Annotated in this window: 14 protein-coding genes and 1 other annotated feature; of the genes, 5 read left to right on the forward strand and 9 right to left on the reverse strand. The window is 51.5% G+C overall.

What is annotated here, in order from left to right:
* The first annotated feature begins 168 nt into the window (after positions 1-168).
* Positions 169-951, forward strand: a complete 783-nt coding sequence (locus tag AC58P5_RS06195) for a thermonuclease family protein (RefSeq protein WP_497385213.1) — start codon at positions 169-171, stop codon at positions 949-951.
* A gap of 66 nt (positions 952-1,017) precedes the next feature.
* Here the strand turns inward: AC58P5_RS06195 and AC58P5_RS06200 are convergent, their stop codons facing one another.
* Together AC58P5_RS06200 and AC58P5_RS06205 are read right to left on the reverse strand one after the other, a co-directional pair.
* Entirely contained in the window at positions 1,018-1,452 is a 435-nt protein-coding gene (locus AC58P5_RS06200; protein ID WP_497385215.1) for a CBS domain-containing protein, read from the reverse strand.
* 49 nt (positions 1,453-1,501) lie between these two features.
* Complete coding sequence (locus tag AC58P5_RS06205; RefSeq protein WP_497385216.1) at positions 1,502-2,698, reverse strand: M20 metallopeptidase family protein; 1,197 nt, start codon at positions 2,696-2,698, stop codon at positions 1,502-1,504.
* 178 nt (positions 2,699-2,876) lie between these two features.
* On the opposite strand from AC58P5_RS06205, the gene AC58P5_RS06210 reads away from it, so the two are divergent.
* Together AC58P5_RS06210 and ftsW are read left to right on the forward strand one after the other, a co-directional pair.
* Positions 2,877-3,221 carry a YugN family protein gene (locus tag AC58P5_RS06210; RefSeq protein ID WP_103993723.1) on the forward strand — a complete coding sequence of 115 codons (345 nt, stop codon included), beginning with the start codon at positions 2,877-2,879 and terminating at the stop codon, positions 3,219-3,221.
* A gap of 12 nt (positions 3,222-3,233) precedes the next feature.
* Complete coding sequence (ftsW, locus tag AC58P5_RS06215) at positions 3,234-4,418, forward strand: putative lipid II flippase FtsW (RefSeq protein WP_497385217.1); 1,185 nt, start codon at positions 3,234-3,236, stop codon at positions 4,416-4,418.
* A gap of 107 nt (positions 4,419-4,525) precedes the next feature.
* On the opposite strand, the gene AC58P5_RS06220 is transcribed toward ftsW, so the two are convergent.
* A complete protein-coding gene (locus tag AC58P5_RS06220) occupies positions 4,526-4,912 on the reverse strand; it encodes an Asp23/Gls24 family envelope stress response protein (protein WP_497385218.1) in 387 nt (128 codons plus the stop codon).
* Between the two features lie 199 nt (positions 4,913-5,111).
* On the opposite strand from AC58P5_RS06220, the gene cax reads away from it, so the two are divergent.
* Complete coding sequence (gene cax / locus AC58P5_RS06225; RefSeq protein ID WP_497385219.1) at positions 5,112-6,155, forward strand: calcium/proton exchanger; 1,044 nt, start codon at positions 5,112-5,114, stop codon at positions 6,153-6,155.
* 48 nt (positions 6,156-6,203) lie between these two features.
* Here the strand turns inward: cax and AC58P5_RS06230 are convergent, their stop codons facing one another.
* The 5 genes from AC58P5_RS06230 to AC58P5_RS06250 form a co-directional block, all read right to left on the reverse strand.
* Positions 6,204-6,488, reverse strand: a complete 285-nt coding sequence (locus AC58P5_RS06230) for an Fpa/YlaN family protein (RefSeq protein ID WP_042232658.1) — start codon at positions 6,486-6,488, stop codon at positions 6,204-6,206.
* 146 nt (positions 6,489-6,634) lie between these two features.
* Positions 6,635-6,883 (reverse strand): HPr family phosphocarrier protein, encoded by a 249-nt coding sequence (locus tag AC58P5_RS06235; RefSeq protein WP_497385220.1) that lies wholly within the window; start codon positions 6,881-6,883, stop codon positions 6,635-6,637.
* Between the two features lie 103 nt (positions 6,884-6,986).
* Complete coding sequence (locus AC58P5_RS06240) at positions 6,987-8,102, reverse strand: aminopeptidase (RefSeq protein WP_497385221.1); 1,116 nt, start codon at positions 8,100-8,102, stop codon at positions 6,987-6,989.
* Between the two features lie 50 nt (positions 8,103-8,152).
* Positions 8,153-8,857, reverse strand: a complete 705-nt coding sequence (locus tag AC58P5_RS06245) for a TVP38/TMEM64 family protein (protein WP_497385222.1) — start codon at positions 8,855-8,857, stop codon at positions 8,153-8,155.
* Between the two features lie 193 nt (positions 8,858-9,050).
* Entirely contained in the window at positions 9,051-11,066 is a 2,016-nt protein-coding gene (locus AC58P5_RS06250) for a diguanylate cyclase (protein WP_497385223.1), read from the reverse strand.
* Positions 11,067-11,383: 317 nt separating this feature from the next.
* Between AC58P5_RS06250 and rpsD the strand changes: the two genes are divergently transcribed.
* Positions 11,384-11,989 carry a 30S ribosomal protein S4 gene (rpsD, locus tag AC58P5_RS06255; RefSeq protein ID WP_497385224.1) on the forward strand — a complete coding sequence of 202 codons (606 nt, stop codon included), beginning with the start codon at positions 11,384-11,386 and terminating at the stop codon, positions 11,987-11,989.
* Positions 11,990-12,087: 98 nt separating this feature from the next.
* Here rpsD and tyrS read toward each other — a convergent pair whose 3' ends face one another.
* Positions 12,088-13,347: a tyrosine--tRNA ligase gene (tyrS, locus tag AC58P5_RS06260; RefSeq protein ID WP_497386037.1), complete on the reverse strand. Its 1,260-nt coding sequence runs from the start codon at positions 13,345-13,347 to the stop codon at positions 12,088-12,090.
* A gap of 68 nt (positions 13,348-13,415) precedes the next feature.
* Positions 13,416-13,734, reverse strand: a binding site (T-box leader).
* Between the last annotated feature and the right edge of the window lie 94 nt (positions 13,735-13,828).

Raw genomic sequence — 13,828 nt, forward strand, 5'->3', positions numbered from 1 at the left:
CGAGGCCTCCTTTGTATCCGAATTCTCTCTTTCCTATTCTTAGTATGAAAGGAACCTCTACGAAATAAACGCTGCTTCATCATTTGTGCTCCATTTCGGAGCATTGTATAATAGCTAGGTTCCTCTTCCAAAAAGAAGCATTCAAACTGACAATAAGGAATTGATCTCATGAACACAAAAATGAACACAAAAAAAGCCCTTCTTCTGTTTATTCTTGCCGCCCTATTTCTTACAGCCTGCGGCTCCGCCAAACAAAACACGGATTCCGGGTCGTTTAAAGAAACCGTCCTTGCCCGCTATCCCGAGCTCAAAACGCAGAAAATGTCGACAGCCAAGGTCAAAAGAGCAGTGGACGGCGATACGTTCGAGCTGGAGAACGGGGAAAAAGTGCGGCTGATCGGCTGCAACACGCCTGAAACCGTCAAGCCGAACAGCCCTGTCGAAACTTACGGCAAGGAAGCGTCCGACTATACGAAGAAACGGTTGACCGGGGCAACCGTCTATATGTTCAACGATGCCGGAGATACCGATAAATACGGCCGGCTGCTCCGCTACGTCTTTATTGAAGGGGAGTCCGTCATGTATAACGAACTTCTCCTCCAGGAGGGGTATGCCAACGTGATGACCATTCAGCCCAATGTAATGTTCTCCGATCGTTTTGTAAAAGTAGAGCGAGAAGCCAGATCCAAGAACAAGGGCTTATGGGGCGCTAAAAGCAGTTCATCCGCCACCAAAACCGACGATTCCAAAAACGGCAGCTCCGGCAAAAATCCGGAAGACTCCAAACAAACCGCGGCCTGCCCCGCTCCTCAAATCAAGGGCAATATCAATTCGAAGAAAGAAAAAATTTATCACGTTCCAGGGAGCGCATCGTACGAGCAGACGCAAGCGGAAACGATGTTCTGCACGGAGAACGACGCCAAGAAGGCCGGCTTCCGTAAAGCCGGATAACCTTTTTTATAACCAGAAAAAACGCACCGGCCGCCGGTGCGTCTTTTTTTGGCTGCCGAGCAGCATTCATTTGTTCGAGGACGTGCTCCGGCCTTCCGAAATGCGGCTGAGCGCTTCTCCCGCTTCGTCTTCCAGCTTATCCCGCACCGCAAGGTCTCCGATCGCGATTACGCCGACCAGATTGCCGTCCTCGACGACCGGAAGGCGGCGTACCTGGTGCTGGGCCATTAGTTTGGCCGCTTCCTGTACATCCGTTTCCGGCGAGATCGTCGTTACTTGTTCGGAAATGACTTTCTTAACGGCCGTGGATCCGCTGTGTTTCTCCGCATAGCCTCGGACAACCAGATCCCGGTCGGTTACGACGCCGATCAGCTTGCTTCCTTCCACGACGGGAATGAACCCGATATCGTGCTGCTTCATTTTAAGCGCGATTTCGTATACGTTATCCTGCAGCGTTACGGTTACGCAGTCTGTAGACATGACATCTCTGACTGTAGGCACGAAAATTCCTCCTTCACTTGCAAGACGGCAAGTTATATTAAGGCTGGAATTAGCGTGTCCCCGTTTCGTCCAAAACATGCAGAGCCATTCTCGTCAGCAGTTTGCCGGCGGTCAGCATCGCCCTCTCATCCAGATCGAACTTCGGATGATGATGCGGATAGTCCGCACCCGTCTGCGGGTTCCCGGCTCCCACGAAAATAAAGCAGCCCGGCACTTGCTGAAGGTAATACGCGAAATCTTCGGCGGCCATCACCGGCTCAATCGTAAGAACGCGGTCTTCCGGAAGCATGCCGGAGGCGACTTGCCGGAACCGCTCGAACTCGCCAGTGTGATTGACCAATGGCGGATACCCCAACCGGTAGTCCATGACCGACTCGGCTCCGTACATTTTACAGGTCGAAGCCACAATTTCCTCGACTCTTTCTTTCACCTGCAGCCTCAGATCGGAATCGAACGTCCGGGTCGTCCCTTTCATTTTGCAGGTTTCCGCAATGACATTGAAGCTGGTTCCGCCGTTTATGGAACCGATCGTAACCACGCAGGACTCGATGGGACTAACCGTCCGGCTGACGATGGTCTGCAGATTCACGACCGTGTGCGAGCCGATGACAACGCTGTCAATCGCTTGATGAGGCATCCCCCCGTGGCCGCCTTTGCCGCGGATTTCAAAATGAAACTCATCGGCGGCGGCCATCATCGCACCCGGGGTCGATCCCACAACCCCGTAAGCCAAAGGGGTCCACAAATGTACACCGTATATAACGTCCACCCCTTCAAGGGCACCCGCTTCTATCATGGAAGCGGCTCCGCCGGGGGTAATCTCCTCCGCATGCTGAAAAATAAACCGGATTCTGCCCTTCAACCTCTCTTTTCGCGTACTCCATATTTTCGCGGCGGCAAGCAGAGTGGACGTATGCGCATCGTGTCCGCAAGCATGCATGATGCCGGGAACCTTCGATGCGTAGTCGCACTGTTTTTCGTCCTGTATCGGCAGTGCATCCATATCGGCCCGTAGAGCGACCGTAGGTCCGGGAGCGTCCCCTTGAAGATCGGCTACCAGTCCGTTTCCGCCCATTCCCGTGCGGACTTCAAGCCCCCACTGGGTAAGCTTTTCCGCTACGAACGCTGCCGTATTGACTTCCTTATAAGAGAGCTCCGGATGCTGATGGAGATGTCTTCTCCAGGATACCATCGTCTCGTACATCGCTTCCCACTCTTTATCCAGTTCCACAACCTGTCTGATCATGGTATCACCCGCCCCCGTATTTGATACGATCCTTCCTTTCATTGTACCAAATCCCCCCACGTCTTTCACCGCCAAACCGAGAACTATTTTACACGATTCCGGGTCTGCTCTTACTTGCAAGACGTAGGGAAACATACTATCATGGTTAAAGAATGTATAGAAATTGGAGGCGTCTGAATTGATTATTGAAACCAAAGGGTTTAAAGGCCTGAAAAGCGATCTTGCCCACCTCGACGAAGTAACATCCAAACTCGGTTTTGTACGTGGGCAGTGGGAATATACCCGTGCGACTTATGATTTGAAAATGGAAGACCCGACGACAAAATCCGACTACTACCTGCGTGTGAACACACGTGCCGAATCCGGCAAGCTGGAATCTCCTTACGCGATTCTGTACATCGAAGAAGCATACATAGGAAGAGCTACTTTCCCGCACGGTCTCGACTATGAATCCCCGATTCCGGACGCTATCTTGAATAAAGCGAAGCAGAAGTTGTCCCAACTTCAACAACTGTTGGCGTAACAGGAGACTCACTTGAGTACCCCGCGCAGAGGAACGCCAGATTTTCTGCTTCTTTTCTTGACCTTCGCATTGGTCTGCTTCGGCCTCGTGATGGTTTTCAGTTCCAGCTCGGTATACGCATCGACCAAGTTCAACAATCCTTGGTATTTTGCGACCAGACAGATTTTATTTGCCGTAGTCGGGACTTTCGGCATGCTGTTCTGCATGAATATCCGGTACAGCAAACTGAAAAACTGGGTCAAGCCCGGCTTTCTAGTTGTGATCGCCATGCTGGTAGCCGTCCTTTTTTTCAAAGGAATTAACGGCTCCAGAAGCTGGCTCCCGCTCGGAAAATCGTTCAGCCTCCAGCCCGCCGAATTTGCCAAGCTCGCCATAATCGTTTATCTGGCGCAGTTGATCAGCAAGAAGGGCGACAATATCCAGCATATGAAAAAGGGCCTTCTGCCGGCTGTTGTCATTACGGCTTTTATCGCCTTCTGGATTATTCTCCAGCCGGATGTCGGTTCGGCCGCTATTCTTATCCTTTGTGCCAGCGTGGTGATCTTCGTAGGAGGCGCCCGTGTGAAGCACCTGTTTTCCCTGGGGGTGGCAGGCGGACTGGCCGCTACGGTGTTTCTCGGCTTCTATTTTCTGTTTAATTTTAAATCCGCTTCCGATCATGTCGGTCTAAGAATGAAACGTTTCAGTGCTTACTTGAATCCGAAGGACGATGTGCTGGATAGCGGTTTTCAGGTCATGCAGTCTCTTTATGCTTTCGGGCATGGCGGCATTACCGGGGCCGGTTTTGGACAGAGCATTCAGAAGCTCTACCTGCCTGAGCCTTACACGGACTTTATTTTCGCGATTATCGGCGAGGAGCTCGGCATGATCGGAAGCATACTTTTCCTTCTGGTCTATATCATCTTCCTGTGGCGCGGACTGGTCATTGCCGTCCGGTGTCCGGACCGGTTCGGGATGCTGACCGGCGTCGGCATCATGACCATGATCGGAATTACGGCGATTATCAACATCGGCGGGGTAACGGGAACCCTTCCTATGACCGGGGTTACACTTCCTCTCATCTCCTACGGGGGATCATCCATGATGGTCACGCTGATCAGCATGGGAATCATGCTCAGCCTTTCCCGCGAGCAGAACCGGCTGGAGAAGAAGGAGAAGGTCGAGAAGGTTACGCAGACTACGCGCGTATACCGCTAATTGCGTCCTCTCCTTCATTCCAGGCAGTGTGTACGACAAAAAAAAGGATGCCCTCGGGCATCCTTTTTTTTGTATGTACGCTGCCCGGCAGCCGGGCCGGAACCGGATTATTTCACGCGGTGCGGATCGTCTAGCGATACGGCTTCGTCTTCCTTGAAAGAAACGCCTTCGACTTTGACGTTAACCTCCACGATGCGGAGTCCCGTCATGTTCTCCACCGCTTCGCGCACGTTAAGCTGCAGTTCTCTGCATACGTCCTGGATCTTGCTGCCGTAAAGGACGATGACCCGGAGATCGACGGCCGCTTCCACTTGTCCGACCTCTACAGAGACACCGCGCTGAACATTTTTACCGCTCAGACGTTTGGCGAATCCTTCCGATATTCCGCCGGACATCGCGGCGATTCCCGGTGTTTCCAAAGCAGCCAGGCCGGCAATCGTAGCGACCACATCGTCTGAAATGCGTATATTACCCGTTTGAATTTCTTCGACCATCCCGAATCACTCCTTCAGCAATCGTTATCCTTATTGTAATTGCTGGCAATTGAGAAAGCAACCAAACGCCTCACAGGCGGAAGGAAGAAGATATTTTCTATATAGCGGAAATCTTATTTTACAACATTGCCATTTGTGGGTATATTATTTAAAGCGTACATACCTGTAAGATACTTAACCTTAAGCGGAGGGATAGCTTTTGAGAAAGAACCTGTTCAATATCGGTTTAATTGTCACATTCGCACTTAGTGCCGTCGCGCATTATATGCACTGGGGCACGACGATCCAGTTCGCGATCTCGTGTTTGGCCATCCTATTTGTGGCCGGATTTCTGGGCAAAGCGACCGAAAGCGTCGCCCACTACGCCGGTGACCGGATGGGTGGATTCCTGAATGCGACTTTCGGGAATGCCGCGGAGCTTATCATTGCCTTCTTTCTTGTCAAAGACGGCATGTTCGATGTAGTGAAAGCCAGTTTAACGGGAGCCATTATCGGTAATCTTCTACTCGTTCTTGGTGCGAGCGTGCTGGCGGGCGGTCTGAAGTTCAAGGAACAAAATTTTAACATCAAGCTGGCCTCGCATAATGCCTCCTTGATGACACTTGCCGTGATCGCCTTATTCATTCCGGCGGTGTTTGCAAAGAGTCTGACCCAGAAAGAAACGACACAGATGAGCTTGATCGTGGCCGGCGTCCTGATTGTCGCTTACATTTTGTGGCTCATTTTCTCGATGGTGACGCACAAGAAAGAACTCTCCGATCAAGTTGTCGAACACAGCGAGCCGGCTTGGTCCAAACGGACGTCGATCCTCTTCCTTATTCTCGCCACGGTTATGGTGGGCTTCGAAAGTGAGTGGCTCGTCGGAACGCTGGAAGAATTCACATCCCAATTCGGACTCTCCGAACTGTTCGTCGGCGCCTTCCTCATTGCGATTATCGGGAATGCGGCCGAGCACAGCGCCGCGGTTATGATGGCTCTGAAGAACAAAATGGGAGCCGCCGTAGAAATCGCGGTCGGGAGTTCGCTCCAGATTGCTTTATTCGTAGCTCCGGTTCTTATTTTCTCGAGCTTCTTCATGGGAAACACAATGGACATCGTCTTCACCACTTACGAGCTGGTTGCCATCGGGGTAGCCGTTATAATCTCGAAATCCATCTCCCAGGACGGTTCCTCCAACTGGTATGAAGGGGTCCTTCTGCTGGCGGTCTACCTGATCCTCGGTGTAGTGTTCTTCCTCGTCTAATGAACATTCCTATATAATCAACAAAAAAAGTAACCCGCCTGGTGTGGGTTACTTTTTATTTAAGGCTTCATACAGTTTCGCCAAATTACGCTCAAGCTTATTCAGCAGTTCCTTACCCACATTGGCGGGAATAAGTCCTGCACGGATTGCGAAATCGATCTCCCGCGAATACCCGTACATTTGTGTATCGAGCACCTCTTCGTACAAAGGGCATTGACGAGTCGTCAAGTTTTCCATTTGAATTTCGATCAGCTTTTCGATTTTATATGCATCTTCTTCAAGAAGATTAAGTGCTTTCTGGTTCAAGCTCACCAGCAAATCCGATGAAGACATCCTTCTTTTCCCCCCTGTACAGATTCCTACGCCTTAAGTCTAATATAGACGAAAATAAGCCAAGTTACAAGAGAAAGGGCCTTCGCCTTCCTTTTCCCGCCATATAAAAAAAGCGCCCCGCAGCCGGGACGCCCTTATTTCTCGGATTAGTCTTCCACGATTTGAATGGCCAGCTGATGCTTGGCGAATACTTCGCCCATTGCTTTCTTGGCTTCTTCCGCATCCGGTCCGTGAACATGAAGCTCATAGTTGCCGGAGCTCAGAAGTGTCGTGAACAGACCCAGAATGCTTTTAACATCAATATACTTGTTATCGTATTGCAGTACGATGGAAGATCTGAACTGATTCGCAGTCTGGGAAATTTCCACAATCGCTGCATTGTTGGCACTTGGCATGAAGCATTCCTCCTATACGGTTCAACGTCGTCATATAGTTCCATGTTACACGATGAAACCCCTTACATGCAACAACTTTTTCCATTGCACGTTCTAAAAGGGCTTATTTCAGATTTTCGGGATTCAGGCCCTGAAGTTCGGGAATCACGAAACGGCCGTCTTTCCGGATAAGCACGTCGTCAAACCACACTTCTCCGCCGCCGTACTCCGGACGCTGAATCAGAACAAGATCCCAGTGCAGTGAGGAACGGTTGCCGTTATCCGCTTCTTCATAGGCTTGTCCGGGGGTGAAGTGCAAGCTTCCGGCGATTTTCTCATCAAACAAAATGTCTTTCATCGGATGCTGGATATAAGGGTTAAAGCCCAGGCTGAACTCTCCGATATAACGGGCGCCTTCATCCATATCGAGTACCTCGTTGATGCGCGCCGTGTCGCTGCTTGTCGCTTCCACAATTTTGCCGTTCTCCAGACGGAACGAGATGTTGTCGAACGTAACACCCGACTGAATCGAAGGCGTATTGAACGTGATGGTCCCGTTTACGGAATCGCGTACAGGTGCCGTAAAGCATTCCCCGTCCGGAATGTTATTTTGACCGGAGCACTTGATCGCCGGAATTCCTTTGATCGAAAAAGTCAGATCGGTACCGGGCGCTACCAGCCGCACCTTGTCGGTCCGCTCCATCAAAGCCTTCAGCGGATCCATCGCCCCGTCCATGTTGCCGTAATCGAGATTGCAGACATCGAAATAGAAATCCTCGAAAGCATCCGTGCTCATGCTGGCCAACTGCGCCATGGAAGCGTTCGGATAGCGGAGCACCACCCAGCGGGTATGCTTGATTCTCTGCTCCAAATGAACAGGCTTCTGATAGTAGAGGCTGTAGAGTTTCATCTGCTCTTCGGGCACATCCGCCCATTCGTTCACGTTCTCTCCCGCTCTTACTCCTATGTAACCGTCCATTCTTTTCATGCGGGCAAGATCGGCTTCTCCCCACTCCTGCATTTGTTCCTTCGTAGCGGATTTAATCAGGGAGCCGAGTACGCGCCGGTCGATCAGATCCACGTAAGGCTTACCGCCGCGGGCATAAACTTCTTCAACCAGGCAGCGGACGAGTTCCCGTTCAGAACCGTACATCTCGATCCATACATTTTCTCCTGGCTTAACATCAAGTGAATATTGGACCAAATTGGCCGCAAGCTGTTGAATTCTCGGATCGCGCATAAACTTCGTTTCCTCCTTGAAATGAGTAGCCGGTTCTGTATCTCCCCGGGTTATGAGGACGGCTTGTCCTGCTTCCGGGCATCCAGCCGTTTTTTGAAAAAACTACCGAGTACCATCAGAATAACAAAAATGGCAAGCAGAACGAATAATCTGCCCTTATAGGCTTTGAAATGAAATAAATCATGGGCAATCAGGGATTCCAGCAGCACCATCGGAATTTTGCCGATCGTCGTCCCCAGTACGAACTGGCGAAACGTTACCGGAGTGACACCGGCACCAAAGCTGATGGCTGATGAAGGAATGACGGGAATTAGCCTCCCCATTAGGATGTACAAAAAACCGTGATGCTCCAGCTTCTTGTTGAACTGCTGTACGAGCGGTTTGGAACTCAGTTTTCTTTCGACCCAGTCATGGGCAAAATAGCGGGCGATAATAAACGCCGTCACGCTGCCGAGCACCGACATCACGTAATTCACCACAAAACCCCATTTGATTCCGAACAGCGCAACGTTGGCACCCGCTATGAGCACGAACGGTACGAAGGGAAACAGGGTTTGAAGATAGACCAAGGCTATACCCAGAGTTTTGCCCAGCATGCCAAGCGAAATAAGCCATGGAGTCAACTGCTCCATAGACATGCCTGTATGCCTCCAGGCCGATTTTCTATATAGAAGCGAAAGAACGGCAATAATAACCAGTACTATCGTCATCCCATAAATAAATCGTTTGGTACGAAAAAATGTAAGCCATTTCAAACTCGCCATCCTCCTGACATTTTTATTGTAACATTTTCTGGGATGATGTAAACTATGAGGCCCATTATTACGCGGCATGTTACCTTTTAACCGATGAAATTACCGCACGAGGCATTATTTCGTGGCATTTAATGTAATATTCGAGGTCGGGCACTGCCTAGATTCAGCCGCTTTGGCATAAAAAAAGCGCTCCTCACGAAGTGAAGGAGCGGCTTTGATCCATAACGATTTGATTCCGGCCATCATGCTTGGCCTGGTACAAGGCCATATCGGCTTTGTAGAACAGAGATTCCACGCTGATTTTATCATCTTCCCAGAACCAGTCCGAAACTCCGCAGGACACGGTTACTCCGGGACGCGTCTCGTTCATGACCCTTTCGCGGATTCTTTCGGCGACGCGGAGAGCCTGCTGTTTCCCGACCTTCGGTAAATATACGGCCAGCTCTTCGCCGCCCCAGCGGGCAGCGATGTCCGTGTCGCGGATACTTGAAGCGAGAATACCGCTGACCTGCATAAGAATCTGATCGCCGACCTGATGGCCGTATGTATCGTTCACTTGTTTAAAATAATCGATATCCACTACGATCAGGGACCCGCAGAAATCTTTCTTCTGCATCTCCTGCACCTGATTATTCAAATAATGGCGCGCATACAAACCGGTCAGCTGATCCATGATGACAAGCCGCTGAAGCTCGGCGTGCAAAGTCGCGTTCGTGATGGCCAGACCGATATGGCTGCAGAGCGCCTGAAGCAGTTTGAAGTTATCGTAGGAGAAATAGTGGGGTTCGCGGTGAGCGACCAGGATAACGCCAAGCACCTCTCCCCCTCCGAGAATCGGGGCCGCCATCAGCGATCTCGATTTCGACGATTCCATCAGCTTCGATGAAACGTGGAATCGCGGGTCGTAATCCGAAACGATGACGGCTTCCTTCCTGTCGTAAACGAGCCCCGAGTAGCCTGTCCCCATCTCAAGATGCTGGTAATGCAACGGGTCGAAGTTGCTTGCTTTGACGACAAGCCGATCTTTCTCTCCATCCTTCTGGAGTATACAGCAGAAGTCCCCTTTGAAAATATCCGTAAGCTCTTCGCAGGCGAAATCGAAGATTTCGTGAAGGCTCAAGCTTTGAGTAAGCTTCTGGGTCATATCGTTGATGAGCCGCAGCTCGTTGACCAGCAGATTCGAATGCTCGTAGAGTTTCGCATTCTCGAACGCCGTTCCGGCCGCGTCCGCGAGCAGGGTTATAAAGGACAGCTCTGCCGGATCGACCGTATCGCACGTATATTTAAGATGAAGAACTCCGTATACGCCCTGATTTCCCGAAAGAGGAGCCGCGATTTCCCTGCGGCGGATTCCGTCCCCCAGTTCTTCTTCGTAGACGAACAGTTCGCCTTCCAGAAACGCGTTGGCGCAGATGTCTTTCTCGCCATGCTGGTAGCGGAGAAGCTTGAAGGGAAGAGCTCCGTTATGATGGTCCTGCGAAAGCAGCAAATCCAGTACGACAAACGGATACAGTTCCTGGATGCAGTCGATCACGACCGTAAGAACGGCGTTAACGTCGATCTGGGCATGCAGCTTATTCGTCATCTCGAACAGCATCTCCCATTTGCGGAGCTCCCGCTCGCTGCGGTTGATCTGCCCCGACAGGGAGAGCGCCGTGCGGTTAGAATGGGCGCTCATGCTGAACTGCTGCAGCGACAGGATCTGAGACTCGAGCAGCGCCTCCAGCAGGGCGTGATCCTCGACGGCTCCGGCAAGGATGCCGATCGTTCCGACGCATTCGCCGGATAAGCTGTACAGCGGAGCGGCGCAGGTTACGCAGCCGCGCAGCGCCCCTTCGTTATATTCGGAACCGTCGACGGTAACCAGACTCTGGTGGCGCTTACACCGCAAGAAAGCGGTCTGTTCGAGCAGTTCCTTCGTCCATGCTGTTCCGTCCCGGTAAAGAGGGTGCAAAAAATTTTCCGCGGTGTAAAATCCGATAATTTGACCGTAAGAATCAAATAGTTCCAAAGAACCATTAAAATTACGCAGATACCGAGCCGACCGGCCTATCCATTCTTTGAAAAGCTGATAGAGTTCGTCGCGCTGCGACAGAACGCCGCCCTGCCTGCCAAGATGGAGAACATAGGGCTCAAGGCTTGATTCATCAAGCTTTTTCGCGTTTTTGACGGGATAGTATGTTAAGGGGTGGTGAAGTTTGTCGCTCATAGACAACTCCTTTTCCACTTCCGAATAATTAAGAAGTATACTCCTAATGATACTAAATTTTTAGTAGTTATGCACTATCTTTTCCAAGAGTTTATACGGAGGGTTGCACTTGACATATGTCCTTTTTTTGCATAAAATAAGTAGTCGAGTACAAAAGGTTATCGGGAGATTTTCGTGACTCACCCTCTATAGCTTCGCTGCTGATTAGCCTGCGGCTGAACAAGCTTCTCAGAGGACGCCCTTCGCGTCCGCCGGCGAAACTATCACGTGATCTGCCCATCTATCCAAAATAACATTTGAAGAGGGGTAACATCCATATGTCACGTTATACAGGTCCTAAATTTAAACTCAGCCGTCGTCTCGGTATTTCTCTGAGCGGCAGCGGCAAAGAACTCAAGCGTCCGTTTCCTCCAGGTCAACACGGCCCGGGACAACGCAAGAAGATGAGCAACTACGGCATGCAGCTTCAAGAGAAACAAAAGCTTCGTCTCATGTACGGCGTACACGAGAAGCAATTCCGTAACCTTTACAGCTTTGCTTCGAAGCAAAAAGGGATTACAGGCGAAATGTTCATGCAGCTTCTTGAAAGCCGTCTGGACAACCTCGTATTCCGTCTTGGTTTCTCCAACTCCCGTGCAGGCGCGCGTCAGCTTGTTGCTCACGGTCACGTGACTGTAAACGGCAAAAAAGTCGACATCGCTTCCTACTCGGTTAAAACCGGCGACGTGATCGGTCTTCGTGAAAAAAGCCGCGGTCTCTCCGTAGTTAAAGAAGCACTGGCTAACCGTAACTACCTCCCGGCTTACGTTGAATTCAACGAAGCGGCTGTGGAAGGTAAATACGTTCGTCTGCCAGAGCGTTCCGAGCTTCCGCAAGAGATCGACGAGAAGCAAATTGTCGAGTTCTACAACCGTCTTTCCTAGTCAACCGTCAGGTTCGACTGCAAAAGAGCCCCGATCTCCGGATCGGGGCTCTTTTTTGTGCTTCCCCCGAATGTTCCGGAGGAAGTATACAGCGTGCATTAAGCTAATTTGATTTTCGCGAATTTGCGCTTGCCTACCTGAAGGATATCGCCGTCCTTCACTTCTACCGCCGCATTCGGGTCGGTTACTTTCTCTTCGTTCAAACGGACACCGCCTTGCTGAATGCTGCGCTTCGCTTCTCCGTTGGTCGCCTGCAGGCCCAGCGTGACGAGCAGCTTGACCAGGCGGATTCCGCCTTCCTCAAGCTCTCCGGCCGCAAGCTCGACTTCCTCGATGTCGTCCGGCAGTGCACGCTGTTGGAATACCGTGACGAAGTGGCGCTCCGCTTCGCGGGCGGCTTCCTCGCCATGGTACATGCGTACAAACGTAGCGGCCAGCCGCATTTTGGCGTCTCGAGGGTGAACGCTGCCGTCTTCGATTCCCGCACGGAGAGCGCTGAACTCGTCATGGCTCAGATCCGTCGCCAGCTCGTAATACTTCAGCATGAGCTCGTCGGGCACGGACATCGCTTTGCCGTAAATCTCATTAGGCGCCTCATCGATCCCAATGTAGTTGCCGAGGCTCTTGCTCATCTTGTTTACGCCGTCAAGCCCTTCAAGCAGCGGCATCATGATCGCTACCTGGGTCGGTACGCCGTACTCCTTCTGCAGGGTGCGTCCCATAAGCAGGTTGAATTTCTGGTCCGTGCCTCCAAGCTCCACGTCGCATTTCAGCGCAACGGAATCGTAGCCCTGCATAAGCGGGTAGAAAAACTCGTGCACGTGGATAGGCTGACCGGAGGTGTAGCGTTTGGAGAAATCGTCGCGCTCCAGCACGCGGGCAACCGTCAATTTGGCGGACAGCTCCACCACATCGGCAAAAGTCAGGGGGCTGAGCCATTCCGAGTTGTAACAAACGGTGGTCTGCTCCGGATCCAAGATCTTGAAGATTTGCTTCTTGTACGTCTCCGCATTCCTCTTCACATCTTCTTCCGTCAGCTGCTTGCGCGTCTCGGATTTTCCCGTAGGATCCCCGATACGGCCAGTGAAGTCCCCGATCAGAAGCTGCACGTGATGCCCCAGTTCCTGGAACTGCCGGAGCTTGTGAAGCACAACGGTGTGGCCCACATGAATATCCGGCGCGGAAGGGTCCAGACCCAGCTTGATTTTGAGCGGCCGGTTGTCCGCAAGGGACTCGGCGATTTTCAGCTTCAATTCTTCCTCCGGCACAATTTCAACCGCTCCGCGGCGCAGGATCTCAACCTGGCGCTCCGCTTCGGCCTTCTGCTCGGCCGATAACTTTTCCCATGTGTCTTTCATCGTCATCTTGCTTCCATCCCTCTCATCGCTGAAGTTTTATCGCTGCATAACAAAAAGCCTTCCTGTCCACAAGGGACGAGAAGGCTTTAAACTCGCGGTACCACCCTAATTAAAGCACCTTCACCGGCATAGGGCCGGGCGGGCGCTTTCACTCCATTCGGATAACGGGAAAGATCCCGGAAGAAAGCTACTGAAAGAAACTTCCGCCCCATCCTGTCCAGGCGGCGCGGTCGTCAAGCCGCTCCGAATGATCCGGCCGGCTGCTCTCGTGTTCACAATCCCTGCTCCGGACGGTATTTCGCTGAGGAGACCGGCACCGATTCGCACCTGCCATCGGCTCTCTGTTCCCTGCATCTTCCCGCTACTGAAGTCCATCGACGCATTTTGATTAATATCCAGTTCCTTAAATTTATATCATAAAGAAACAAACGGTGTCAATCCGCAGTACCTAAGGCCAAAGTCACAACGGTATTCAAGATTT

Source organism: Paenibacillus sp. JT31N7, assembly GCF_059692095.1.

Bases quoted from the DNA above. Each gene is read 5' to 3' on its own strand.
- AC58P5_RS06235 (WP_497385220.1), bottom strand. From the start codon at position 6,883: ATGCCAAGTGCCAACAATGCAGCGATTGTGGAAATTTCCCAGACTGCG.
- AC58P5_RS06240 (WP_497385221.1), bottom strand. From the start codon at position 8,102: ATGCGCGATCCGAGAATTCAACAGCTTGCGGCCAATTTGGTCCAATAT.
- rpsD (WP_497385224.1), top strand. From the start codon at position 11,384: ATGTCACGTTATACAGGTCCTAAATTTAAACTCAGCCGTCGTCTCGGT.
- AC58P5_RS06205 (WP_497385216.1), bottom strand. From the start codon at position 2,698: ATGATCAGACAGGTTGTGGAACTGGATAAAGAGTGGGAAGCGATGTAC.
- AC58P5_RS06250 (WP_497385223.1), bottom strand. From the start codon at position 11,066: ATGAGCGACAAACTTCACCACCCCTTAACATACTATCCCGTCAAAAAC.
- AC58P5_RS06220 (WP_497385218.1), bottom strand. From the start codon at position 4,912: ATGGTCGAAGAAATTCAAACGGGTAATATACGCATTTCAGACGATGTG.
- AC58P5_RS06195 (WP_497385213.1), top strand. From the start codon at position 169: ATGAACACAAAAATGAACACAAAAAAAGCCCTTCTTCTGTTTATTCTT.
- tyrS (WP_497386037.1), bottom strand. From the start codon at position 13,347: ATGAAAGACACATGGGAAAAGTTATCGGCCGAGCAGAAGGCCGAAGCG.
- AC58P5_RS06230 (WP_042232658.1), bottom strand. From the start codon at position 6,488: ATGTCTTCATCGGATTTGCTGGTGAGCTTGAACCAGAAAGCACTTAAT.